The sequence below is a fragment of the Bradyrhizobium sp. SZCCHNS3052 genome (assembly GCF_032484495.1).
Taxonomy (GTDB): Bacteria; Pseudomonadota; Alphaproteobacteria; order Rhizobiales; family Xanthobacteraceae; genus Bradyrhizobium.
In genome coordinates, this window is record NZ_JAUETB010000001.1 from 475,670 (window position 1) to 496,221 (window position 20,552).

General features: G+C 64.7%; 23 protein-coding genes. 13 read left to right on the forward strand and 10 right to left on the reverse strand.

Annotated features, from left to right (window positions below; genetic code table 11):
• Nucleotide 1: 1 nt before the first annotated feature.
• Entirely contained in the window at nt 2–2,488 is a 2,487-nt protein-coding gene (locus tag QX073_RS02130; protein WP_316225253.1) for an arylsulfatase, read from the reverse strand.
• Nucleotides 2,489–3,398: 910 nt separating this feature from the next.
• On the opposite strand from QX073_RS02130, the gene QX073_RS02135 reads away from it, so the two are divergent.
• From QX073_RS02135 to QX073_RS02150, 4 genes are all read left to right on the forward strand, one after another.
• Nucleotides 3,399–4,442, forward strand: a complete 1,044-nt coding sequence (locus tag QX073_RS02135; RefSeq protein WP_315714978.1) for a transporter — start codon at nt 3,399–3,401, stop codon at nt 4,440–4,442.
• Between the two features lie 443 nt (nt 4,443–4,885).
• On the forward strand, nt 4,886–5,359 hold the full coding sequence (locus QX073_RS02140; RefSeq protein ID WP_315826227.1) for a hypothetical protein: 474 nt from the start codon (nt 4,886–4,888) through the stop codon (nt 5,357–5,359).
• Nucleotides 5,360–5,399: 40 nt separating this feature from the next.
• Nucleotides 5,400–5,966, forward strand: coding sequence for a hypothetical protein (locus QX073_RS02145; protein ID WP_316225254.1), 567 nt, complete (start codon nt 5,400–5,402; stop codon nt 5,964–5,966).
• Between the two features lie 582 nt (nt 5,967–6,548).
• A complete protein-coding gene (locus QX073_RS02150) occupies nt 6,549–7,001 on the forward strand; it encodes a hypothetical protein (RefSeq protein ID WP_316225255.1) in 453 nt (150 codons plus the stop codon).
• A gap of 16 nt (nt 7,002–7,017) precedes the next feature.
• Here the strand turns inward: QX073_RS02150 and QX073_RS02155 are convergent, their stop codons facing one another.
• Entirely contained in the window at nt 7,018–8,217 is a 1,200-nt protein-coding gene (locus QX073_RS02155) for an FAD-dependent monooxygenase (RefSeq protein WP_315826223.1), read from the reverse strand.
• A gap of 10 nt (nt 8,218–8,227) precedes the next feature.
• Complete coding sequence (locus QX073_RS02160; protein ID WP_006611181.1) at nt 8,228–8,470, reverse strand: zinc-finger domain-containing protein; 243 nt, start codon at nt 8,468–8,470, stop codon at nt 8,228–8,230.
• A gap of 292 nt (nt 8,471–8,762) precedes the next feature.
• Between QX073_RS02160 and QX073_RS02165 the strand changes: the two genes are divergently transcribed.
• Together QX073_RS02165 and QX073_RS02170 are read left to right on the forward strand one after the other, a co-directional pair.
• Nucleotides 8,763–9,914 carry a hypothetical protein gene (locus QX073_RS02165; RefSeq protein ID WP_410052351.1) on the forward strand — a complete coding sequence of 384 codons (1,152 nt, stop codon included), beginning with the start codon at nt 8,763–8,765 and terminating at the stop codon, nt 9,912–9,914.
• 147 nt (nt 9,915–10,061) lie between these two features.
• Nucleotides 10,062–10,811, forward strand: a complete 750-nt coding sequence (locus QX073_RS02170; RefSeq protein WP_316225256.1) for an alpha/beta hydrolase — start codon at nt 10,062–10,064, stop codon at nt 10,809–10,811.
• Nucleotides 10,812–10,930: 119 nt separating this feature from the next.
• Here QX073_RS02170 and QX073_RS02175 read toward each other — a convergent pair whose 3' ends face one another.
• Nucleotides 10,931–12,250 (reverse strand): hypothetical protein, encoded by a 1,320-nt coding sequence (locus QX073_RS02175; RefSeq protein ID WP_410052352.1) that lies wholly within the window; start codon nt 12,248–12,250, stop codon nt 10,931–10,933.
• Nucleotides 12,251–12,740: 490 nt separating this feature from the next.
• Here QX073_RS02175 and cysE point away from each other — a divergent pair, with 490 nt between their 5' ends.
• Both cysE and QX073_RS02185 read left to right on the forward strand, forming a co-directional pair.
• The gene (gene cysE / locus QX073_RS02180) at nt 12,741–13,571 is read left to right on the forward strand and encodes a serine O-acetyltransferase (RefSeq protein ID WP_315714689.1); all 831 of its coding nucleotides are present in this window, start codon (nt 12,741–12,743) and stop codon (nt 13,569–13,571) included.
• 266 nt (nt 13,572–13,837) lie between these two features.
• Entirely contained in the window at nt 13,838–14,050 is a 213-nt protein-coding gene (locus tag QX073_RS02185) for a DUF3126 family protein (RefSeq protein ID WP_006611186.1), read from the forward strand.
• Between the two features lie 251 nt (nt 14,051–14,301).
• Here the strand turns inward: QX073_RS02185 and QX073_RS02190 are convergent, their stop codons facing one another.
• Nucleotides 14,302–15,000 carry a hypothetical protein gene (locus QX073_RS02190; protein WP_316225258.1) on the reverse strand — a complete coding sequence of 233 codons (699 nt, stop codon included), beginning with the start codon at nt 14,998–15,000 and terminating at the stop codon, nt 14,302–14,304.
• A gap of 196 nt (nt 15,001–15,196) precedes the next feature.
• Here QX073_RS02190 and QX073_RS02195 point away from each other — a divergent pair, with 196 nt between their 5' ends.
• On the forward strand, nt 15,197–15,526 hold the full coding sequence (locus tag QX073_RS02195) for a DUF6949 family protein (RefSeq protein ID WP_009027540.1): 330 nt from the start codon (nt 15,197–15,199) through the stop codon (nt 15,524–15,526).
• An 83-nt stretch (nt 15,527–15,609) separates the two neighbouring features.
• Nucleotides 15,610–16,140: a gamma carbonic anhydrase family protein gene (locus tag QX073_RS02200; RefSeq protein ID WP_316170253.1), complete on the forward strand. Its 531-nt coding sequence runs from the start codon at nt 15,610–15,612 to the stop codon at nt 16,138–16,140.
• A gap of 28 nt (nt 16,141–16,168) precedes the next feature.
• On the opposite strand, the gene QX073_RS02205 is transcribed toward QX073_RS02200, so the two are convergent.
• Both QX073_RS02205 and QX073_RS02210 read right to left on the reverse strand, forming a co-directional pair.
• A complete protein-coding gene (locus QX073_RS02205) occupies nt 16,169–16,336 on the reverse strand; it encodes a hypothetical protein (protein ID WP_316225259.1) in 168 nt (55 codons plus the stop codon).
• Nucleotides 16,333–16,638, reverse strand: coding sequence for a hypothetical protein (locus QX073_RS02210; protein ID WP_315749454.1), 306 nt, complete (start codon nt 16,636–16,638; stop codon nt 16,333–16,335). The genes QX073_RS02205 and QX073_RS02210 overlap by 4 nt, the downstream gene beginning before the upstream one ends.
• Before the next feature lie 75 nt (nt 16,639–16,713).
• Between QX073_RS02210 and QX073_RS02215 the strand changes: the two genes are divergently transcribed.
• From QX073_RS02215 to QX073_RS02225, 3 genes are all read left to right on the forward strand, one after another.
• The gene (locus QX073_RS02215) at nt 16,714–17,196 is read left to right on the forward strand and encodes a hypothetical protein (RefSeq protein ID WP_316225260.1); all 483 of its coding nucleotides are present in this window, start codon (nt 16,714–16,716) and stop codon (nt 17,194–17,196) included.
• A 158-nt stretch (nt 17,197–17,354) separates the two neighbouring features.
• Nucleotides 17,355–17,654 (forward strand): hypothetical protein, encoded by a 300-nt coding sequence (locus QX073_RS02220; protein ID WP_315714683.1) that lies wholly within the window; start codon nt 17,355–17,357, stop codon nt 17,652–17,654.
• A 130-nt stretch (nt 17,655–17,784) separates the two neighbouring features.
• Complete coding sequence (locus tag QX073_RS02225; protein ID WP_315715000.1) at nt 17,785–17,937, forward strand: hypothetical protein; 153 nt, start codon at nt 17,785–17,787, stop codon at nt 17,935–17,937.
• 107 nt (nt 17,938–18,044) lie between these two features.
• Here QX073_RS02225 and QX073_RS02230 read toward each other — a convergent pair whose 3' ends face one another.
• From QX073_RS02230 to QX073_RS02240, 3 genes are all read right to left on the reverse strand, one after another.
• On the reverse strand, nt 18,045–18,857 hold the full coding sequence (locus QX073_RS02230; protein WP_409998618.1) for a dienelactone hydrolase family protein: 813 nt from the start codon (nt 18,855–18,857) through the stop codon (nt 18,045–18,047).
• A gap of 395 nt (nt 18,858–19,252) precedes the next feature.
• Complete coding sequence (locus QX073_RS02235) at nt 19,253–19,768, reverse strand: hypothetical protein (RefSeq protein ID WP_315714681.1); 516 nt, start codon at nt 19,766–19,768, stop codon at nt 19,253–19,255.
• Nucleotides 19,769–20,022: 254 nt separating this feature from the next.
• Nucleotides 20,023–20,439 (reverse strand): hypothetical protein, encoded by a 417-nt coding sequence (locus QX073_RS02240; protein WP_315714680.1) that lies wholly within the window; start codon nt 20,437–20,439, stop codon nt 20,023–20,025.
• Nucleotides 20,440–20,552: the final 113 nt, after the last annotated feature.

Consider the following 20,552-nt stretch of genomic DNA (forward strand, 5'->3'; position numbering starts at 1 on the left):
GCTAGTCGTTTGCTTTGGTCGCGGCCTTCTGCATGGCTTTGAGATCTTCCTCAGCCAACTGTTCCGGCTTGATGTTGTAGGTCAGTTTGTCGATCTTGCCGGTGAATCGGAATGGCAGCGTATAGCTATCATCGACCGCGGTGCGGGTATCGAGCCCAACGTCCATGGATTCATCGATCGCCATCATGAATGGAATCGTGTGTTCCATTTTTTGTTGCGACAGCACTCGGCCGTCAACCGAAAGGACACCGCTGCCGCCTTTGCCGAGTCCGGGTCCATCGTATCTGAAGTCGAAGACGATCTTGTGCTTACCCGGACTGAGCGCCTGGCCCAGCCAGTCATCGGCTCCAACGCCGCCCTCCCAGCGGTAACGTTTGAGATTGAGAAGATTGTAGACGAAGACCGGTTTGCCCTTGAGCAGGTAAAGGCCGTAGCCACCGAACCTCCCGCCCATCGTAGCGATCATCCCTTCGGCACCGCCACTGGGCACGGTGATCTCGGCTGTGATCGTGTAGTCCCTGTTCAGGAGGCTGGGAGCATTGGCAATCGGAATGTCAGCGTTCTCACCGACATAGGTGAACTCCGTTCGCCCTGCCGTCCCACTCGGCCGCGGCGTGAGAAGTCGCGGGAGCACCGAGTTATCCAGCGGAAACACCTGGTACCTGCTCGCCTCCGCCGCAAACACCGCCTGCAGTTCCTTGAGCTTCTCGGGATTCTTCGCCGCAAGGTCGTCCGCCTGCGAGAAGTCCTCGGCAAGGTTGTAGAGCTCCCACTTGTACTGCTCGACCGGCGGCAGCGCCTTCGTGCCGACAAGCCACGGCGGCTCGGGTGGTGTGGTCGCGGCGTACCAGCCTTCGTGGTAGATGCCGCGGTTGGCGAACATCTCGAAGTACTGGGTCGTGCGCTTCGACGGTGCGTTGGCATTTGCCTTGTCGAACGTGTACGCCATGCTAACGCCTTCAATGGGCTTCTGCTTGATGCCGTCGACCATGTCGGGCGCCTTGATGCCGGCCGCCTCAAGGATTGTGGGCACGATGTCGATCACGTGATGAAACTGGGGGCGAATGCCTCCGACATCGTTGATGTGGCCGGGCCACGAGATAGCCATACCCTGCCGCGTCCCACCGAAATGCGACGCGATCTGCTTGGTCCACTTGAAGGGCGTGTCGAACGCCCACGCCCACGGCACGGCCATGTGCGGATAGGTCTGGTCCGAACCCCAGGATTCGTAATATCGAAGATACTCGACCTCCGGCAAATCGAGCACGCCATTGGCGACCGTCAGCCAGTTTGGCGTACCCATCATCGAGCCTTCCGAACTCGTGCCGTTGTCGCCGTTGATGTAGATGATCAACGTGTTGTCGAGCTTGCCCATGTCTTCGACGGCCTGGATCACCCGGCCGATCTCATCGTCGACATAGGCGGTATAGGCCGCGAACACGTCGGCCTCGCGAATGACGATCTTTTTCTTCACCTCCGAGAGCGAATCCCACTTCGGCAAGACGTCCGGCCACGGCGTGAGCTGCGTGTTTGCGGGAATCACGCCCAATCGCTTCTGGTTGGCGAAGATCTGGTCTCGCAACTTCTCCCAGCCCTGGTCGAACAGGTGCATCTTGCTGATCTTGTCGATCCATTCCTTGGTTGGCTGGTGCGGGTCATGGGTCGCGCCAGGTACGTAGTAGACGAAGAACGGTTTCTCGGGCGCCGCGGCGTCAAGTTCCTTCATGTAACGGATCGCGTCGTCCGCCATGTCGGTGATCAGGTTGTAGCCCTTCTTCCCGACCCACGGGTAAACGGGGGTGTGGTCGCGGAACAGGTACGGCGTCCACTGGTCGGTCTCGCCACCCATGAAGCCGTAGAAGTACTGGAAGCCCATCCCGCTCGGCCATTGGTCGAACGGACCGGCCGCGCTGTATTGGAAGGACGGCGTGTTGTGGTTCTTGCCGAACCACGATGTGGCATATCCGTTGTCGCTCAGAATCCGGCCGATAGTCGCGTTCTCCGGACCGATGACCGAGTCATAGCCCGGATATCCAGTCGCCAGTTCACTGATCTGGCCGAAGCCGACCGAGTGATGGTTGCGACCGGTGATCAGAGCCGCTCGCGTCGGCGAGCAGAGCGCCGTCGAGTGGAATTGGGTGTAGCGCAGGCCATTCTTGGCGATGCGATCGAGCGTTGGCGTTGGGATCACCCCGCCGAATGTGCTCGGCACGCCATAACCGGAATCGTCGGTCATGATCAGCAGAACGTTCGGCGCACCTTTACGTGGCACGACCGTCGGAGGCCACCACGGCTTCGAGGTCTTCGCATCCTCCGTGATCGTGCCGCCGAATTTCGGCGGTGGCGGTGGAAGCTGGTCGCCCGGAATGGTGATGGTCGCGGCCGGGGAGCCGAGCGGCGGCGTAGTCGGTTGCGCTTGCTGTGCAAACGCGGGGGCGGATATCGCCGACGTCAAAAACAATATGGAAGCAATCGCACGAAAATTCATCGCAGGCCCTCCCCAAGAGGTGCGCGCAACCGCGCAGATGCTTGTGATCCTCTAGGACGGCGCAAGGAGCGACGTTGACGCAGATCAACCCACGCGCGAAGGCCCCTAGGGGCAGATGCGATCGCCTGGCTGTGCTAACCAGCGGGGCACGCTCATCTATTGTATTATTGTATGGACCTGCCGATGTCTCACGCCGGTCAGGCATCTGCAAAGAACCATCAAATATCGAAGAAATATTGAAAGAGCAGGACACGCGCACACGCTCGGCATCGTGCTGCACCGAACAAGTCGAATAACGGACCTTGAGCGAAATCAATGGGGAACATTTTCTGAGTCTCAAACCGTCAAGGGCAAGCTTTCCTGGTCTTCCTGGATCGACAGCGATACGCTATGCTCGCTTACAAGCTCAATCATCCCGTCGTCGGCGCCGCGCTCGCGATCACCTTGATTGCGGTTTCGTTGGTTTCTTGGCAGAAGCTTTCTGCGAAGCATCGGCTTGCGATCAAGAGCGATCGTCTCGAGTAGGGCAATCGTCTTGACCTGGGAGATGGCTGCGCGGAGACAGCGTGGCCCTATGGATGTAGCTGGCAACTGCCTCCTGAAAGACGAGAAACCAAAAGGCACTTTCCCAAGCGGCGACAGGGTTTGTCTTGGTTTCTCTCATGATCACGCGCGAGGCTGTCCTGTCTCTCAGAGCGCCGCGTGAATTTACCTAGGAACAAACAAGCAATTCTTTGCTAAGCGGCGGACCAGCGCGACACTGTGCTTCACTTGCAACATCCGGTTGCAAATTGTTCCCTGTCATCGTGACGGCTATCGCCCGGCGCAGTACGGCCTGTCATACTGTCAGCATCATGCTCGTCACTCACTATGAGCGAGGGTCGTGGTTCGGCAGGAGATTGCCATGAGAATGACGAGGGCGCTTGGCGCTATTGCATTTGCGACCATTGCATCAGTACCGACGATTGTCTCGGCAGATGAGAGCGGCATCAGCTTTTGGATTCCGGGCACATTCGGTAGCCTTGCCGCCACGCCTCAGCAGCCCGGTTGGTCGGCTGCGTCAATTTACTATCATACCTCAGTGTCTGCCGGCAGGGACGTGGCGCGCGCTCGTGAGATCCAGATCGGCCGTATTCCTGCGAATCTGACAGCTACCTTGAACGCAAACGTCAATGCGAACGTCGATCTTGGCCTGCTGAACGCGACCTACGTCTTCGCGACACCGGTTCTCGGTGGTCAGGCGTCTGCAAGCCTGATCGGAATCTACGGCGCAAATACAACCTCGCTCAATGGATTGGTGACGGGCTCGCTTTCAACACCGGGCGGCTCAATTCCGTTCTCGCGCTTTGATTCCGTCAGCGATTCCATCACTGGCTTCGGCGATTTGATCCCCCAATTCGCACTGCGCTGGAACGCGGGCGTCAACAACTACATGACCTACGTGATGGGGGACATCCCTGTCGGCGCTTACCAGTCCACGCGCCTCGCCAATATCGGGATCGGGCATGGGACGATCGATGCGGGCGGCGGCTACACCTATTTCAATCCACAGAGCGGACATGAGCTCTCCGGCGTGCTAGGCTTCACCTACAATTTCACAAATCCTGACACGCAGTATCAAAGCGGCGTCGACATGCACTTCGACTGGGGCGCTTCGCAATTCCTGAGCAAGCAGGTCCAGATCGGGCTGGTGGGCTACGTCTACAAGCAACTTGGCTGCGATAGCGGCTCCGGCGATCGCGTCGGCTGCTTCCGCTCGCAGGTCGCGGGTGTCGGCCCGCAGGTCGGGTTTATCTTCCCGGTTGGTGACATGCAAGGCTACCTCAACTTCAAGGCCTACAAGGAATTTGCCGCGGAAAACCGGCCTGACGGCTGGAACGCCTGGGTGACGTTTGTCATCTCGCCGGCAGCACCAACACCGACCGCGCCACCGAGGCGGATGATAACGAAATAAGGCTTTGATGAGCCGTGGCGGCCCAGCTCCCGCCCCGGCAATCGCCAGCTGACCTGCCCCGGCTCTCCCCGGCGAACGCGCTGCCCCACCGCTAGCTACACCACCACCGGGGACACGACCTCGGATCCCGCACGGCTGGTTGTGGATGCACGAGGAGCGGGGACTGATGTGGAGATTGCGCCTGCTGGAGTCGAGCTGTTCGTATGAGAAATTGCCGCAGAGCATTCAACTCTTGCGAGTGTGGCGTTATTTTGCAGCTTTGTTACTAACAACGACTAATCGTCATCTTTGCGGCATATGGTACCTCCAGCCCACGCAAGGGCGATCATTCGATCAGGGAGGCTACTTTGCATCGCTCTTCTATTCTGGTCCTCGTCGGTATCACTGCAAGCGCGGCGGCGTTTGCTCATGATCACCCCAGTCGGCTTCACGGGACCTATGCGATGACGGGCGCATCGGACTGTATCCAGAACTCGGCGTCGATCGGATTCGATTCGAATTTCTTGCCAAAGGGTCCGGTCGTGTTCTTCGCCACCACCGTCGACGGCGTCATGGTGTTTCGCGCCGACGGCACCGGCACGGTGAACAACCGGTCCTTCACGGTCGACGCCGGCGAAGGGACGACCAGCGATATCTCGTACCAGATCACCTACTCGATTGACCCCGGTGGCAAGCTGTCGGTCAAGGCGGTGCCAGGTACGTACAGCTCCACGACCCTGACCGGACCGAACGCCGGGTTGACGCAAGTCGTCGATGTTCCCGACACCAGCGGATTCATCGGCGAAGGAGCACGGGCCATCGTCCTCGCCCCGCCCGCGCCGACCGTCCTGACGGTCAGTCGTTCCAATGGCACCCAGTTTGCCCGGATCTGCAATGGATCTCTCATCATGACCCGCCTCAGCGACGACGACCGCTGATGTAAGGGCGAGCCATTGTTCTGATCGGGGAGGAAACCATATGCACCGCTTTCTTATTTTGGCCGCCGCTGCGACGGCAAGCACGGCCGCGTCTGCGAATGATCATGCAAGTCTACGCGGAACCTATGCGTTAGCTGGCAAATCGTTGTGCATCCGGAATCCGGCCGCTGTCGGATTCAATTCGAACTTCACGCCAAAGGGCGGCCCGCTGAAGCTCTTTTCCTTCACCGTCGAAGGCGTCATGGTGCTTCGCGCCGATGGCACCGGGATGATGGATGTCCAGGACTTCTCGGTGGACACCGGCGGAGGCGAGACCGGCGTTACCTCATACAAGTTCACGTACACGATCACCTCCGATGAGAGGGTGTTGCTCAAGGCGGTGCCGGGCACGTACAGCCACACGATCCTGACCGGCCCGATCGCCGGGCTGACGCAAGTCGCCGACGTTGCAGATTCGACTGGGGTGATCAGCGAGGGCGCGCGGACCATCACATTCGCCCAGCCCGCGCCGATCGTCCAATTGGTCAGCCGTTCCGATGGCAACCAGTACGCTCAGATCTGCAATGGATCGCGCATCTATATTCGCATCGGTGATGCCGATCGCTGATCTCGCCAACGGCGGCGCTCTGTGGCCGGCGCCGCCGTCCCGCCCCGAAGCTTGTTTCTCTCGCTCGGGCGGCCTCCTCGTCGCTCCCTTGGGCGCGGCGAGATCGGGGCCGACCTGTCCCCGCCGCCCGCAGCAAGGGATAAGAGGGGATGGTGTCGAAACCGATTGACCGCCCGCACCGTGAAAGGGACCGGATCAAGGTGAAAAACCGTAAGCGTCCGGCAATGGCGTGCCTGACGAAGCTCCTGCTCAAGCCAGCGCGAGCGCCTTGGTAAAGCCTCAATCCGGCCGTCACCAGCTGCTTTGAGATGCCTTCGCGTTGAAGCGCTTTGCCAAGTCTGGGATCACGTGGTGCAAGACATGGACGAAGCGGCCGTTGTAAGGCACGGACCCATCACGAGAATCCGATTCGGATCCGCATCCCTTGCGGGCCGGTCGTTGGGCGAGGTGAGCGTGACGAATCCGAGGACCATCGCAGAGACGAATGCTGCCGCCGTTCGGGCCGATGTCCGCGGCCGATCGGCCCATGATCGAGCCCATGATCGAGCCAATGGCTCGACGCCGCTGCACGGTCGAGGCTGCGTGACCAGCGATCGGCTTCGCGTCGCGCTGGCCGCGGGACTGCTGGGGTTGGGATCGTTGCTGTCGGGCTGCGCCGGCATGAGCGACAGCGTGTCGACCGCCTTCGCGGATCCGGCCAAGTATGAGCTCTATGACTGCAAGCAGCTCGAGGCCGAGCGCAAGGCGCTGGCCGGGCGCGCAGCCGAGCTGCAGGGCCTGATGGCCAAGGCAGAGACCGGAGCCGGCGGCGCGGTGGTGGCCGAGGTCGCCTATCGCAACGACTATATCGCGATCCGTGGCCAGACCCAGTTCGCCGAAGAGGCCTGGCGCCGCAACAAGTGCCAGGAGACCCCGGCGCCGCAGCCGGCTGCTGCGAAATCCGGCAGGCCGGTCAAGCCGGCGCGTCCCGCGCGGCCGATGGCCTCCGGTGCGGGCACGCCGTCGACCTTGCCGCGGGACGGCTCGGTCTACTGAGACCGGGTCGCTTCGCCTACGGCCGCCAGTCGTAGATCCAGCTCTGCCGCGCCGACAGGCGCTGCGGGCCGAGCGCCTTGATGCTGAGGTCGCGGGCCAGCGCCAGCGGCCCGGTCATGTGATAGAGGCGGCCCTGGTTGCGTGCGGTGCGCTGCACCTGGCCGACGCGCGGGCGGCGCAGCTTGGCGTAGCGTTTCAGCGCAGCCGGGATCGCGCCCGGACCGTCCGGGCGCGCCTCGCTCAGGCACTTGGCGAGCACCACCGCGTCCTCGATCGCCATTCCCGCGCCTTGCGCTGCAAAGGGCAGCATGGCGTGCGCGGCGTCGCCCAGCAGCGCGACGCTGCCCTCGGTCCATTCGATGCCTTCGGGGACGCCGAACAGCGCCCATTTGCGCCAGCCGTCGACCGCATTGAGCAGCAGCCGCGCCGTCGCCGGCCAGCGCGGCGGCGCGAACGCCGCCTTGAGCTCGCTCGGATCACCCTCCGTGCTCCAGCCCGGCCGGTTCCAGGTCCCCGGCACCACCGCGACAACGTTGACCTGGCGGCCGGCCGAAATCGGATAGGCGACGAGATGGGCCTCGGGACCCATCCAGAGCTGCACCCGCGCTGCCGTCAATTCGCGTGGCAATTGCCGGGCGTCGAGCGTGCCACGCCAGGCGATCAGGCCAGAGAACGCGGCGCGGACCTGCGGAAACAGGTGGTGCCGGACCGCCGACCACACGCCGTCGGCGCCGATCAGCGCCAGCGCCACGTCCTGGCGGCGCTCATTGCCGCGGCGATGCACCACGGTCAGACCCTTGGCGTGGGCGGCGACGTCCTCGAACTGGCAGCCGAGCCGCAGTTCGACGTCCGGATGCGCCATCACCTCCGCGGCCAGCGCCGCCTGCAGATCGGCGCGGTGGATCACCCAATAAGGCGCGCCAGCCGCCTGGCTCGCGGCCTCGCCGAGCGGCAGGCGGGCGATCTCGCCGCCGGCCCGCGCGCTCATGATGCTGACGGCGTCGGGCACCACGGCACGCGCGGTCAGCCGCGGCCCCAGGCCGAGATCGAGCAGGATACGGCTGGCGTTGGGCGAGAGCTGCAGGCCGGCGCCGACCTCCTCGAGCCGTTCGGCCTTCTCCAGCACGACGACGCGGAAGCCCTTGGTGGCGAGCGCGAGCGCAGCCGTCAGGCCGCCAATTCCGGCCCCCGCCACATAGACGGTACGCGATGCCACGACACGCCGATCAGGCGACGTCCTTCAGCACGCATTCCGGCGGCCGCGCCTCGCCGGCGGCGAGGTCCGGCGCATAGCGGTACAGCGTCGAGCAATACGGGCAGATGATCTCTTTGTCGTTGCCGAGATCGAGGAACACGTGCGGATGATCGAACGGCGGATTGGCGCCCACGCACATGAACTCATGCGAGCCGATCTCGATGACGGGGACACCGGCATCATTGTGGAAATGCGGGACGATGTTATCGGCCATCGGTATCACCTCGCGTGGCAACGGGAGCGTATGCGGTCAGCACGACGGAGCGGGACGGGACTGAGGTCGCACGGCCGCGCGCGTCGAAAACGGCGCGACCATACTGAGCCTTAAGGCCAATTCCTAGTGCTGGGAACCCGCGTTTGGTGCAACGCACGCCGTTATGTTGTGGCCTGTGGATTCGACACAAACTCAGGGCCGCCGAGAAGCCCTTCTTTCGTCGGGGCCGTTGTGTCAGGCACAAAAATTACTATGTCTCTCCGCATCGTTCCCGCGAAAACGTGAAGGCGGCGTGATCTCGAAGCGAATCAAGCTGGGACTCGGTCTGGCGCTGGCCGGGCTCGCCGTGAGCGCCGCGGTCGGCGCTGCGATATGGCCGCACGCCTATGGCGCCGGCGCCATCGTCGTGGCGCAGGACGATCCGGCGAGGCTGTCGGAGCTTCAGATCGCGTCCGTTCTGCAGAACGATCCGGCGCGGATCATCAGCAATATCGAGGACGCGCTCGCCGCCGGCGATCCAGATCTCGCGGAGAGCTTCGTCGCGCTCGCGCGGGATCAGCAGGTCGCGCTCGACGAAGGGCTGGTGCAGCGCGTGAGCGATGCGGTGGCCGCCGAGAAGGCGCCGGCCAGCGTTGCCAAGCGGTTCGCGACCGGGCTCGTCACCGGCCAGGCCGACGACGTCGCGAGCCTGTCCGGCACGGTGGCCGGCGATCTCTTCGTGTTCGGCGACATCCGCGACGCGGTGCGCGAAGGCAAGCATCTGGTGATGGGCGAGGAGACCGACCGCCTGGTGCTGGGCCTGGCCACGGCCGGTCTTGCCGTCACCGCCGCAACCTATGCCTCGGCCGGCACCGCCGCGCCAGTGCGGGCCGGGCTGACGCTGGTGAAGGATGCGCGAAAGGTTGGCCGGCTGGGCGAGGGGCTCGCCGCCTGGGCGGGACGCTCCGCGCGCGAGGTGGTCGATGCGCCGCTGTTGCAGCAGGCGGTGGCCTCGGGCTCGGTGCTTCGTCCGGGCCAGACCGCGACCGCGATCCGGGCGGCGTTCCGCGCCGAGAAGGCCGGCGCGCTGGTGCGGCTCGCCAAGGATGTCGGCCGCATCACCGAAAAGGCCGGCACGCGCGGCGCGCTGGATTCGCTCAAGCTCGCCGAAGGACCGAAGGACATCGCCCGCGCGGCCCGCCTGGCGGAGGCCAAGGGCGGGCAGACGCGGGCGATCCTGAAGCTGCTCGGCCGCGGCGCGCTGCTGCTGATCGCGGGCGCATTCAATCTCGCGCTCTGGCTGTTCGGCGCGCTGATGACGCTGCTCAGCTTCGTCGCATCGCTGAAGGCGATGACCGAGCGGGCCACCCAGGCCTGGCTCGACCGGAGCCGCCTGCGCCGCCTGCGCCGGATGCAGACCGCGGCCGTCGCTCCCGAACTGGCCGCAACCGCGTCCTGCGGCTAGAGCATGATCCGGAAAAGTGGAAGCCGGTTTTCCGAAAAGATCATGCTCAAACAAAGGGATAAGATCATGATGCGATTCCGTGGAATCGCATCATGATCTAGACTTCGTCCGACCAGCTTCACTCCAGCGTTCCGGGATTCGCGACCGATGCCGAGCTTTCACAACGGCGCCGTTGAAATTGCCTTCATCGACGAGGGGGAGGGCGATCCGATCGTGCTCGTCCATGGCTTTGCCTCGAGCAAGAACGTCAACTGGGTCTATCCGGCCTGGATCTCCGAATTGCGCAAGGATGGCCGCCGGGTGATCGCGCTCGACAACCGCGGCCATGGCGATTCGGCCAAGCTGTACGACCCCACGCTGTATTCGATCGCGGCGATGGCGAGCGACGTCACGGCGCTGATGGATCATCTCGGCCTCGCCAGCGCCGACGTGATGGGCTACTCGCTCGGCGGCCGCATCGCCGCGCATATCGCGCTGACCGCGCCAGAGCGGCTGCGTTCGGCGATCTTCGGCGGCATCGGCATGGCGATGATCGAAGGCGGCGGTCCCGGCGAGAACGTCGTCGCCGCGCTCGAGGCGCCCTCGATCGATAACGTGACCGATCCCGTGGGCCGCACCTTCCGCGCCTTCGCCGACCAGACCCGCTCGGACCGTCTGGCGCTGGCCGCCTGCATGCGCGGCTCGCGCGGCCTGATCTCGCGCGACGACGCCCGCCGTATCGCCGTGCCGGTGCTGGTCGCGGTCGGCACGGCCGACGAAGTGTCGGGCTCGGGTCCGGCGCTCGGCGCGCTCATCCCCGGTGCCGAAGTGCTCGATATCCCCAATCGCGATCACATGCGCGCGGTCGGCGACAAGGTCTACAAGGCCGGGGTGATCGACTTTCTGTCACGGCGGTGAAGCCGTAGCCCGGGCGAGCGCAGCGCCCCCGGGTCTTCCGGCACAGCGCGCGAGACCCCGCATGTCGCTATCCCGACGCCTTGCGGCGCCGGCTGTCGCTGATGCGGGCTACGGGGGCGTCATGCGGCGGAGCCGTCCACACGCTCGCCGCTGAACCACCTCGTCGCCGCGATCAGCGCGGTGAAGGTGGCGATCCACACCATCCGGGCGCCGTAGCGGTCATGCGGGCCGGAGATGACGCCGCAGATCACGGCATTGCCGAGCAGTGCCAGGGTCACGGTGATGGCGAGCAGGGCCACGTCGTCGCGTCGCCGGCGCCAGATCGCGTGCGCCGCGATCGCCGCCGCCGCCAGCATCGAGGCCAGCGCAACCGGCACGTGCAGCCAGTTGATGACGGCGAAACTGATCTCCCAGTGCTGCTGGTGTGCGGCGCGCATCTTCTTGACCTGCGAGGGGATGTAGCGCTCGATGATGCCATAGGTGTGCGGCAGCCAGCCGTTGGTGCCCTCGCCGGTCGCCACATGCACCAGCTGCTCGGCGGTGGCGACCGCGGCGGCCCTGGCCTGCCACAGCGGGTAGGCCGCGAGCGACCGCTTCACGATGAAGCCCATCTCGTCGTTCATGCCCTCGAAGCGGCCGAGCTTGTTGAACATGCTGTTGCCCCACAGGAAATCGTCGGCGGTGGGCGGCAGCTCGTTGCGATAGGGGCAGAGCTTCAGCTTCTCGCGGGCGCAATGGTCCTTCAGATATTGCGCCACGATGCCGTCCTGGAGCATGCGGCCGAAGGCGACGCCTGTACCGCCCGGCGTCCACACGAGCTGGCCGGACAGGGCAAAGTTGGCCGCGAGCAGCATCGCCGTACCCGCGACGATCGTCATGCTGGCGTGGATCAGGCCGGAGAGCGCGATCTGCCGGCGCAGCCAGGGATAGGCGATCCAGCCGGTGCAGCACAGGCCGAACAGCACGCCGAGCGTGGCGCTGTGGGTGGCGGAGGCGAAGGCCACGAAGCCGAACAGCGCGTATGTCTCCAGCATGGAGATCCGGCGTGCGTGCGCGACCAGGACGTACAGCGCGAGCACCGACAGGCCGGCGAAGATGTCGGTCAGCAGCATGCTGGCGAGCCAGGGCAGGGCGGTGGTCAGGATCAGCAGCAGGCCGATCCAGAGCAGGCGCAGCGGTTGGGCCAGTCTCAGCAGGCGCAAGGTGAGCTGCAGGATCCACAGCGTCGCCAGCGCCTGCAGGCCGAGATTGAGCCAGAAGCTCGAGCCCTCGCCCCAATGCAGATAGAGCCCGAACACGGTCGAGCGGCTCGGCACCAGATAGCCTTCGTACCAGCGCGCGAGATAGCCCCCGGTGTCCCACTGCAGCAGCGGGTAGCCGTTCCACAGCGCCGGCGCGACCAGGAAGAGCGGGATGACGATGACGGGGAGCCAGGCCAATCCGGCCTCGGTCGCGCGTTCGTCCAGGATCTGAGTGTTACTGATACCCGTGTCCCCCCCGATCAGGAGCACCGTGGCCGAAGTATGGTCAGGGCGATATTCACTAGTAGACGCAGAGCCATGGATGGTAAAGCCGATCCCGTGATCGAACGGGGGGCCGCCGGCCTTCGATCCTCCGGGTGGTTCCTTTTTGCCGCAGCCACCGGTATCCGCCCTCCCGCAGGGTGCTCCAGGGGGCGGGAACGGATTGCTTCCCCGGTGATCGTCTTGATTTTGGGTTCCTGCTGCCCACCTTGAGCCGACGCGGTGCCGAATGGCATGGCGGCGCAACCGGGACGTCACCGGCGGGGCGTAACGGAAATGTCTCAATCCCGTGTTCTCTGGGAGGCAGGCTGGCTGGAATGGATCCCCGGCCTCGCGCAGCCCGCTGAGGACATCGTTCCATGCGCCGTGCTATAAGGCCCGCCCACTGAAACTGCGAGAAGCAGCCATGGCTATGCATCAGACCAATCCGCAGCAGGGCAGCAAGCTGGCGACGCTTGATCCGATATGGGATCGGATCCGCCACGAGGCAGAAGAGATCGTGCGTCGCGAGCCCGAGCTTGCGACCTTCATCTATTCAACCGTTCTGCATCACGGCCGTCTCGAGGATTCGGTCGTGCACCGGGTTGCCGATCGTCTCGATCATTCCGCGCTGTCGGGCGACCTGATCCGCCAGACCTTCGACGATGCGCTGCGCGATGAGCCGGACCTCGGCCATGCGTTTCGCGCCGATCTCGTCGCCGTCTACGATCGCGATCCCGCCACCACGCGCTTCATCGATCCGTTGCTCTACTTCAAGGGCTTTCACGCGCTGCAGACGCACCGGCTGGCGCATTGGCTGTACCGCAAGAGCCGCAAGGATTTCGCGTTCTATCTGCAGAGCCGGTCTTCGGCGGTGTTCCAGACCGACATCAATCCGGCGGCGCGCATCGGCCGCGGCATCTTCCTCGATCACGCCACCGGCTTCGTCTGCGGCGAAACGGCCATCATCGAGGACAACGTCTCGATTCTGCACGGCGTGACGCTCGGCGGCACCGGCAAGGAGAACGAGGATCGGCATCCCAAGATTCGTCACGGCGTGCTGATCGGCGCCGGCGCCAAGGTGCTCGGCAACATCGAAGTCGGTCATTGCGCGCGCATTGCCGCCGGCTCAGTCGTCGTGAAGCCGGTGCCGAACAACGTCACCGTCGCAGGCGTGCCGGCGAAGATCGTCGGCGAGGCCGGTTGTGCGGAGCCGTCGCGCACCATGGATCAGATGATCAACGCGATCGGGATCTGAGCCGCGACCGCGCCGGCGACCGCGAAGTCAAGACCTTCTCATCAAGGGAATTTCGTGCCAACACATCGACGTCTGTGGATTTGACGATCCGCCGTTTGTCTCGGCGGAATGAATGTGAGATCCACGGCGTCCCTTTCAGGTCGTTCGACATCGCCGGCTCGTCTTGCCTCGATCGATGGGCTGGAATGTCGAACTCATAAGGACACGGACGTTCGCGCTGCAACGTCCGCATCATCTGCAAACCTCGCTGTCGATTGGAGATCACCGTGGACGTTCAGGAAGTCAGGAAGCTCGACGCGTATCTGAAGCGCGTGTTCGGCAATCCCAAGATCCGTGTGGTGCCGCGGCCGAAGAAGGAAGACTCCGCCGAGGTCTATATCGGCGAAGAGTTCATCGGCGTGCTGTTCGTCGACGACGAGGACGACGACCGCTCGTTCCAGTTCCAGATGGCGATCCTGGAAGACGATCTGGTCGAGTAGATCCTTTCGCAGCGCTTGAGAATGCACGATCAGGCGCGACGCCGGTGAATCCCTTGTGGGAGAGGGCTACGCCGGCCTGTCAACGGGCTCGCTTGGGTGAGGGGTCTCTCGCCGCAAGCGGCGCTCGTCGCGAGATACCCCTCACCCAAGTGCGTTTGCCGCTCTGTCCTCGATGCCCTCCCCCACAACGGAAGAGGGCGCATTCACGTGCACCTCGCCAGGGTGTCGACGCTCATCCGGGCTACGACCGACTACTTCGCGGCATGCATCTGCGCCGTCAGCCGCTCCATGGCCGCGGCGACGTCCTGCCACTGTGACAGCCAGCCGCGCGGAAACCTGAAGATCAGATCCGCGCCCTCGACGCGTCGCTCGCTGAGGCACATGCCCGGCGTGGCGGCATCACGCGTGCAGCGGGCGACCAGCAAAGGCTGCTCGGCCGTGAACAGATCCTCCATGTCGTACGCTGTGCCCGCGCGGAAGCTTCGCATGCTCAATCCGTCCTGCACCGGCACGGCCGTCGGATTGAGATAGCGCGGATAGATCGTCTTCAGTCGCATCTCGGGCGACATCGCGTCGTGATGCGCCGATATCGAGACGAAGATGCGATCGATCGGGTGCGGCGCCTGATCGATCTGGTCGGCGCTGACGTGATGCGGCGCCTCGGGCGGCGTGAGCGAGGGATATTCGAAGCCGAGATCGACGCGCTCCTGCGGCCCCGTATGGCGCTGGATCTTCACCCGGATGGCGGCCGCCGGCACGTTGAACACGGTGCCGCCGATGCTGACCGGCAGGCGCTCGGGCCCCTTGAAGGTGCTGGCGCGCCAGGTCGGCCAGAGCAGGTAGGCGACCAGCGCGATTGCCGCTGCCGCCAGCACGCAGCCCAGGATGATCGGCACGGCATGGCCATGTCCGTTCGAAGGGCGGGCACTGCGGACCGAAAACATCGTCATGGCGGGCAGGGGATCTCAAGGACCGAATCAGCGCCGACTATGCCATGGCGATGCGGCATTCTGCAGAAACTTACCTGCAGGGAGCCGCGCACCGGCCGTGGCCGCCATTAACCCTTCCTTAAGGATAATGTGGCGGGCGCGGTCGCTTTTTGCCAAACCAGCATCGGTCAGTTCTGCAAGTGTGTGAGTGCGTACGATGTCGGCAGAGGCGTTCAATTCCCTGTTCTCGCTCCTCATCGGTTTCGCCTTGGCCGGCGCCTTGGCGAGCGGCTACCAGGCCTATGCCGAACGTCCGCCGGGATTCGAGCTGCTGCAGGAGGGCGTCACGCCCCGGCGGTTCGCCGCGGTGCCATTCCTGGTGTTCGCCGCGCCCTTCATCATCATGCGCAACACGCTGCGCGGCGCCCGCATCGAGCGCCGTCGCTTCGAGTTCGTGATGCTGGCGACCGTGATCGCCGGCTTCTGGAGCATGATGTGCGGCACCTTCGTGGTGATGACGCTGCGCGCCGCGGGCGTGCTGGCCTAGTTCCCGCGCCGGGCGCCGCAGCGGCGCTTGCTTGAAATCGCTCTGGGGGCTGTGCCAAGGTCGCCTGCGAACGGGAGACCTCGATGGCCATCTACGAACTCGACGGGCAGGCGCCCGAGCTGCCGGCGGACGGCAACTACTACATCGCCGACAATGCCACCGTGATCGGCCGGGTGAAGCTCGCCAAGGAGGTCACGGTCTGGTTTGGCGCGGTGATCCGCGGCGACAATGACTGGATCGAGATCGGCGAGAGCTCCAACATCCAGGACAACGCCACCTGTCACGTCGATCCTGGCTTCCCGCTGCGCGTCGGCCGCAACGTCACCGTCGGCCACAACGTGATCCTGCACGGCTGCACGGTCGAGGATGATGCCCTGATCGGCATGGGCTCGATCATCATGAATGGCGCGCATATCCGCCGTGGCAGCGTCGTTGGCGCCGGCGCCATCATCACCGAGGGCAAGGATTTTCCGGAATACTCGCTGATCATCGGCGCGCCCGCGCGTGTCGTGCGCACGCTGGAGCCGGCGCAGGTCGAGCGCATGGGCATCGCGGCCAAGGCCTATGTCGCCAAGGGACCGCGCTACACCAAGGGTCTGAAGAAGATCGGCTGACATCACGGCCGATGGAGTCGGAGATTCTTCACGTCCCTTCGGACTCGCCTGCCTCCACTGCGCTGGCGACACGTTCGTGGCCGCTCGCCCACAGCGCATGCTGTTCGCTGCCGTCCTGATAGGGATTGGCCTCGGCCGGAATGTTCTCGCGCGCGGCGCGCTCGCCCTGTTCGAACGGATCGGGGTCGGTGCTCATGCTGACGTCCTGCTCCTCTGCTTCGGCTTGTGCTTCGACTGGTTTCTGGACTTGTCGTCGGGCTCGTTCTTGCGTTTGCGCGCAGGCTTGCCTGCGCCATCGCCATCCTCCGCAGCGCTCTTGCGCAGCGCGTCCTTCAGATCCGCCGGCACGCCGTGCTTTTCCAACAGGTCCATGAACGCCTCGTCGGCGAGGTCCTGCAGACTCAGCATCTGATCGCGGCCGAGCTGCTTGAGCTTGTCGAACGTGTCCTCGTCGAAGGCGATCAGCTTGCGCACGGCTCCTTGCTCTCCTCGCCCCATCAATCCTCTCCGATCAACATTCGTTCCGGAACGCGGTCCGTCCGGCTGGGTTGAAGTGTAAAGGGAGACGGTCCCATGGCCAGGTTTTCATTGGGCACCTTGATCGTGATTGCAGGCCTCGGCACGGCCACTGCGGTGTTCGCGCAAGGCGGTGGCGGCGGTGCGGGAGGCGCTGGCGGTGGAGCGAGCGCAGGTGGCGCGGCGAGCGCGGGAGCCGCCGGCATCGGCACGACCGGTACCGCTGCAGGATCAGGGAACGTCGCCGGTCTCGGCAACGCGCAGAACGGAGCCGGAAGCGGCAGCAATCCCTCGCGGCTGTCGCAACCGGGGGCGGCAGCTGCAAACGGGACTAACAGCCTCGGCACAGCGCAGTCGTCCGGCTCGGGCGCAAGCCGGGTGGGGTCGAGCAATTCCCGCGTCACGACCGGCGTGGGTCGTGGAGCGGCGGGAGGCACCGCGGCGACGGGACCGAACCGCGCCAGTGATACCGATGAGCAGGTTCAGCAGGAGAACAAGACGGCCGACCGGAAGGTGAAGAGCATCTGCCGCGGTTGCTGAATATTGCCCGCGGCTCCGGACGTCACCTAACGACATCGAAATCGCGCAGATGTGAGCGGGGTTGCCCGCGCGCCGTTCCAAATCCGGCTTAGAGACATCCCGCTGGGAGCACAGAGTACAATGACGCTCTCATGCCGGTTAAATTTGGAGACGGATCGATGCGCAAGAGATTGATGGGATTGCTGGCGGGCGCCGTAATCGCGGCCGCAATGATTCCGGGCATGGCGTCGGCGCACGGGCCGGGCGGTTTCCATCATGGCTTCGGCCATCGTGGCTTTGGCCCGGGTTTTGGACTCGGGTTTGGCTTGGGTTTTGGTTATCCCGGCTACTACGGATACGGAGGCTATCCCTATTACTACCCGTACACCTACGAGGACCTCGGCGGCTGTTACGTCGCCCGCAAGCGTGTGCGGACAGCGCGCGGCTGGCGCTTCCGCAACGTCGAGGTGTGTGAATGAAGCTTGGGCGAGGCGACCGGCCGATCCGGTCACTTCGCCTTAACGACATCTCGTGACGATTTGTTGCCGCTCCGATCGGCGGAGCGGCGGCGGAGAAGTAGCTGGCGCAACGCTTGCATGGGATCCAGGCATGATCAACACACTCACATCCCCTGAACTCACGTTTGTCTTCATGGGCGTCGTCGTCAGCCTGGGCGCCGCGCTGGTCTGGATGGCCTGGGAGCTCGAGCAGGGCGGCAGGCAGCTGGCGAAGATCCGTCGCGACGATCGTCGCCTGCGCTAGCAGCCGACGGTCCGGCGCCCGCATGAACGCAAGCGACATGCGGCAAGCGACATGCGGGAAGCCTCGCGGGCGCAGTCTGACGGGTTCGCTCGCCCGGGCCGCGGCTGTCAGCTCAGCACGCCATATTTCTTGAACCACGCCTGCATCTGCGCCCAGCCGTCCTCGGCGGCGTCCTTGCGATAGCTGGGGCGATAATCGGCGTGGAAGCCATGGGGCGCGCCGGGATAGATCTTGAACTCAGCGGTCTTCTTGTTGTCGGCGAGCGCGGTCTTCATGGCTTCGACGCTGGCGACGGGAATGCCGGTGTCGGCTTCGCCGTAGAGGCCGAGCACGGGCGCCTTCATCTCGGGTGCGAGCTGCGTCGGGCTCTTCGGCCAGGCGGGATTGGGCGGATCGATCAGCGGGCCGTAGAACGCAACGCCCGCCTTCAGCGCCGAACTATGCGCCGCATATTCCCACACGGTGCGGCCGCCGCGGCAGAAGCCGACGATGCCGAGACGCGAGGTGTCGCCGCCCTGCGACTTGGCCCAGGCCACCGTCGCGTCGAGGTCCGACAGCAGCTCCGCGTCGGGCTTGGCATTCACGATCGGCAGCAGGTCCTTGATCTCGGTGATCTTGGTGAGGTCGGTCCCGCTGCGGAAGTAGTAGTCCGGCGCCACGGCGAGCGCGCCGAGCTTGGCGAGACGGCGCGTCACGTCCTTGATGTACTGATGCAGGCCGAAGATCTCCATCGCGACCAGCACGACGGGCGGATTGCTGGCGCTGGCGGGGCGCGCGAAATAGGCCGGCATGTCGCGGTCGCCGACCTTGATCTTCGCATCTCCGGCATTCAGGCCGTTGGTGTCGGTGGTAATGACCTCGGCCCGCACCGGGCCGGCAGCCAGCGTGTAGCCGGCCGTCACGGCAGCGGACGCGGTCATGAAGCCGCGGCGTGAGAAGGGGGCGACTTTTGTCAGCCCGATGACATCGGACGTCAGTGCTGGATCGGCGGACATGGGGGCTCCTCTGCGTCTTACGGGCGCATTGAGCCGAGAATTGACGGGGAAAAGCAAGTCACCAGCCGGAGAGCCGCGGCGTCGGATCCGTTCCGGGCGGTCGAACGCGCCGCCACAAAAAACAAGGCCGTCGGCGCAGTATGGCGCCAACGACCTTGCCAGCCCCGGATATTGAAATTGGCCCTGTGCCATCCTGAAATTGGCTCGCCATCCGGTGAAGGCAGGATGGCGTGACTCCCGGTTTCAATCTGTGAAGCACTTCACAGGATCCTGGGAATATTCGGCGGGAATTCCACGAGCAGGCGTCGGGACCGGCCGTCTCAGGATCGGTTACGACGATGCCGATGGCCGCCGCGGCTGGCATGGGCGCGGGCGCGGATGCTGCGGTTGCGTGGAGCAGGCGCGGCCTGCTCCGAGCTCTGCGTGCTGGCGAACGACTGGCGCAGGCCATCGATGGAGTCCTTCAGGGTCGAGACCTGGTCCGACAGGCGCTTGGTGTCGGCCTGCTGGGCCGCGAGCAGGCGGCGCATGCTCTGCAACTGCTCCTGCATCATCTGCAACTGGTCGATCGATTCCTGCTGGGTGGCCTCCAGGCCCTTGGTCTTCTCCACCAACTGCTCGGACGCCTGCACCGTGCGCGCCTGCAACTGCCGCGTCACCGCGCCGCGCTCGGCTTCCGGCGCGCCGCCATAGGCACGCCACAACATGATGCCGCCGATGCCCGCGATCAGCACCACGAGCGTCGCGGCTGCGAGCGCGATCGGCTGGGCGCCCTTGACGGGGGCCGGGCTGAGCTTCTCGGGGTAGCGTCTGGTGTCGCGCGTCACCGGATTCATCACGAAACCACCCAAATTGAAAAAGCTTCGGATGCTCCTCCCGAAAACTGGGAGAGGCGAAAAACTCGAGCAGAGAACGCTGTCCGCCCAGCCCGCAAATCGTGCATCTGGCGAACGAACCAAGTCGTCAGGTTTTGATTAGGAAATCCGACAAAAGCGAGGCCTGCAAGCCCGAAATGGCGCGCCCGCCGCATGCACCACGCCGGTTCCGGGGCGCGGTCGCGACCAGCCGAAAACTGCGGCCGGACAAATGCTTACTGCGTTGCGCTGCAGTTCCGGCAGATCGTGAGCTTCTGCTTGAGGCGGGCCTCGTCGGCGAGGTCGGCCGCCTGTTCCTCCTCCCAGCTCATCCGGCCGCGATAGCCGGAGCTCGACTGCGCGGACATCACGTCGACCCGCGAGTCGCCACGGCGCTTCGCGCCTTTGCGCGACGTGCCGATGTCCGGCTCCGTCACCATCTCGGTGTCGGCGTCGGAGGTGGCGACACGGCCGTCCCAGTCGGCCGCAGCGCTCGTCGGCTGCGCGGTGATCACCGCGGGCGTAGCGGCCATCGCCGGCGCGGCTGGGCCCGCAGCGGCCAGCGGTCCCGAGCAGCCGGCGCCGGACATGCAGCAGTTCGCCAGGGTCAGGGCCGCGGCCAGCAAGGTCGCGCTTCGCAGGATCATCATCATGCCGAAAACCTAAACCCGACGGTCGAGGGAAAACAAGGTTGGCCGGCCATCGCCGCGCCCCGCCTGCGACATATCGTCAAAGCAAGGCCAAAAAAAGTTGCGGCCAGGCCTTG

Bases quoted from the DNA above. Each gene is read 5' to 3' on its own strand.
- QX073_RS02195 (WP_009027540.1), top strand. From the start codon at position 15,197: ATGTCGGCAGAGGCGTTCAATTCCCTGTTCTCGCTCCTCATCGGTTTC.
- QX073_RS02140 (WP_315826227.1), top strand. From the start codon at position 4,886: ATGACGGGCGCATCGGACTGTATCCAGAACTCGGCGTCGATCGGATTC.
- QX073_RS02135 (WP_315714978.1), top strand. From the start codon at position 3,399: ATGACGAGGGCGCTTGGCGCTATTGCATTTGCGACCATTGCATCAGTA.
- QX073_RS02220 (WP_315714683.1), top strand. From the start codon at position 17,355: ATGCGCAAGAGATTGATGGGATTGCTGGCGGGCGCCGTAATCGCGGCC.
- QX073_RS02205 (WP_316225259.1), bottom strand. From the start codon at position 16,336: ATGAGCACCGACCCCGATCCGTTCGAACAGGGCGAGCGCGCCGCGCGC.
- QX073_RS02230 (WP_409998618.1), bottom strand. From the start codon at position 18,857: ATGACCGCGTCCGCTGCCGTGACGGCCGGCTACACGCTGGCTGCCGGC.
- QX073_RS02235 (WP_315714681.1), bottom strand. From the start codon at position 19,768: ATGAATCCGGTGACGCGCGACACCAGACGCTACCCCGAGAAGCTCAGC.
- QX073_RS02145 (WP_316225254.1), top strand. From the start codon at position 5,400: ATGCACCGCTTTCTTATTTTGGCCGCCGCTGCGACGGCAAGCACGGCC.
- QX073_RS02190 (WP_316225258.1), bottom strand. From the start codon at position 15,000: ATGACGATGTTTTCGGTCCGCAGTGCCCGCCCTTCGAACGGACATGGC.
- QX073_RS02210 (WP_315749454.1), bottom strand. From the start codon at position 16,638: ATGGGGCGAGGAGAGCAAGGAGCCGTGCGCAAGCTGATCGCCTTCGAC.
- QX073_RS02200 (WP_316170253.1), top strand. From the start codon at position 15,610: ATGGCCATCTACGAACTCGACGGGCAGGCGCCCGAGCTGCCGGCGGAC.
- QX073_RS02170 (WP_316225256.1), top strand. From the start codon at position 10,062: ATGCCGAGCTTTCACAACGGCGCCGTTGAAATTGCCTTCATCGACGAG.
- QX073_RS02130 (WP_316225253.1), bottom strand. From the start codon at position 2,488: ATGAATTTTCGTGCGATTGCTTCCATATTGTTTTTGACGTCGGCGATA.
- QX073_RS02225 (WP_315715000.1), top strand. From the start codon at position 17,785: ATGATCAACACACTCACATCCCCTGAACTCACGTTTGTCTTCATGGGC.
- QX073_RS02240 (WP_315714680.1), bottom strand. From the start codon at position 20,439: ATGATGATGATCCTGCGAAGCGCGACCTTGCTGGCCGCGGCCCTGACC.
- QX073_RS02215 (WP_316225260.1), top strand. From the start codon at position 16,714: ATGGCCAGGTTTTCATTGGGCACCTTGATCGTGATTGCAGGCCTCGGC.
- cysE (WP_315714689.1), top strand. From the start codon at position 12,741: ATGGCTATGCATCAGACCAATCCGCAGCAGGGCAGCAAGCTGGCGACG.
- QX073_RS02160 (WP_006611181.1), bottom strand. From the start codon at position 8,470: ATGGCCGATAACATCGTCCCGCATTTCCACAATGATGCCGGTGTCCCC.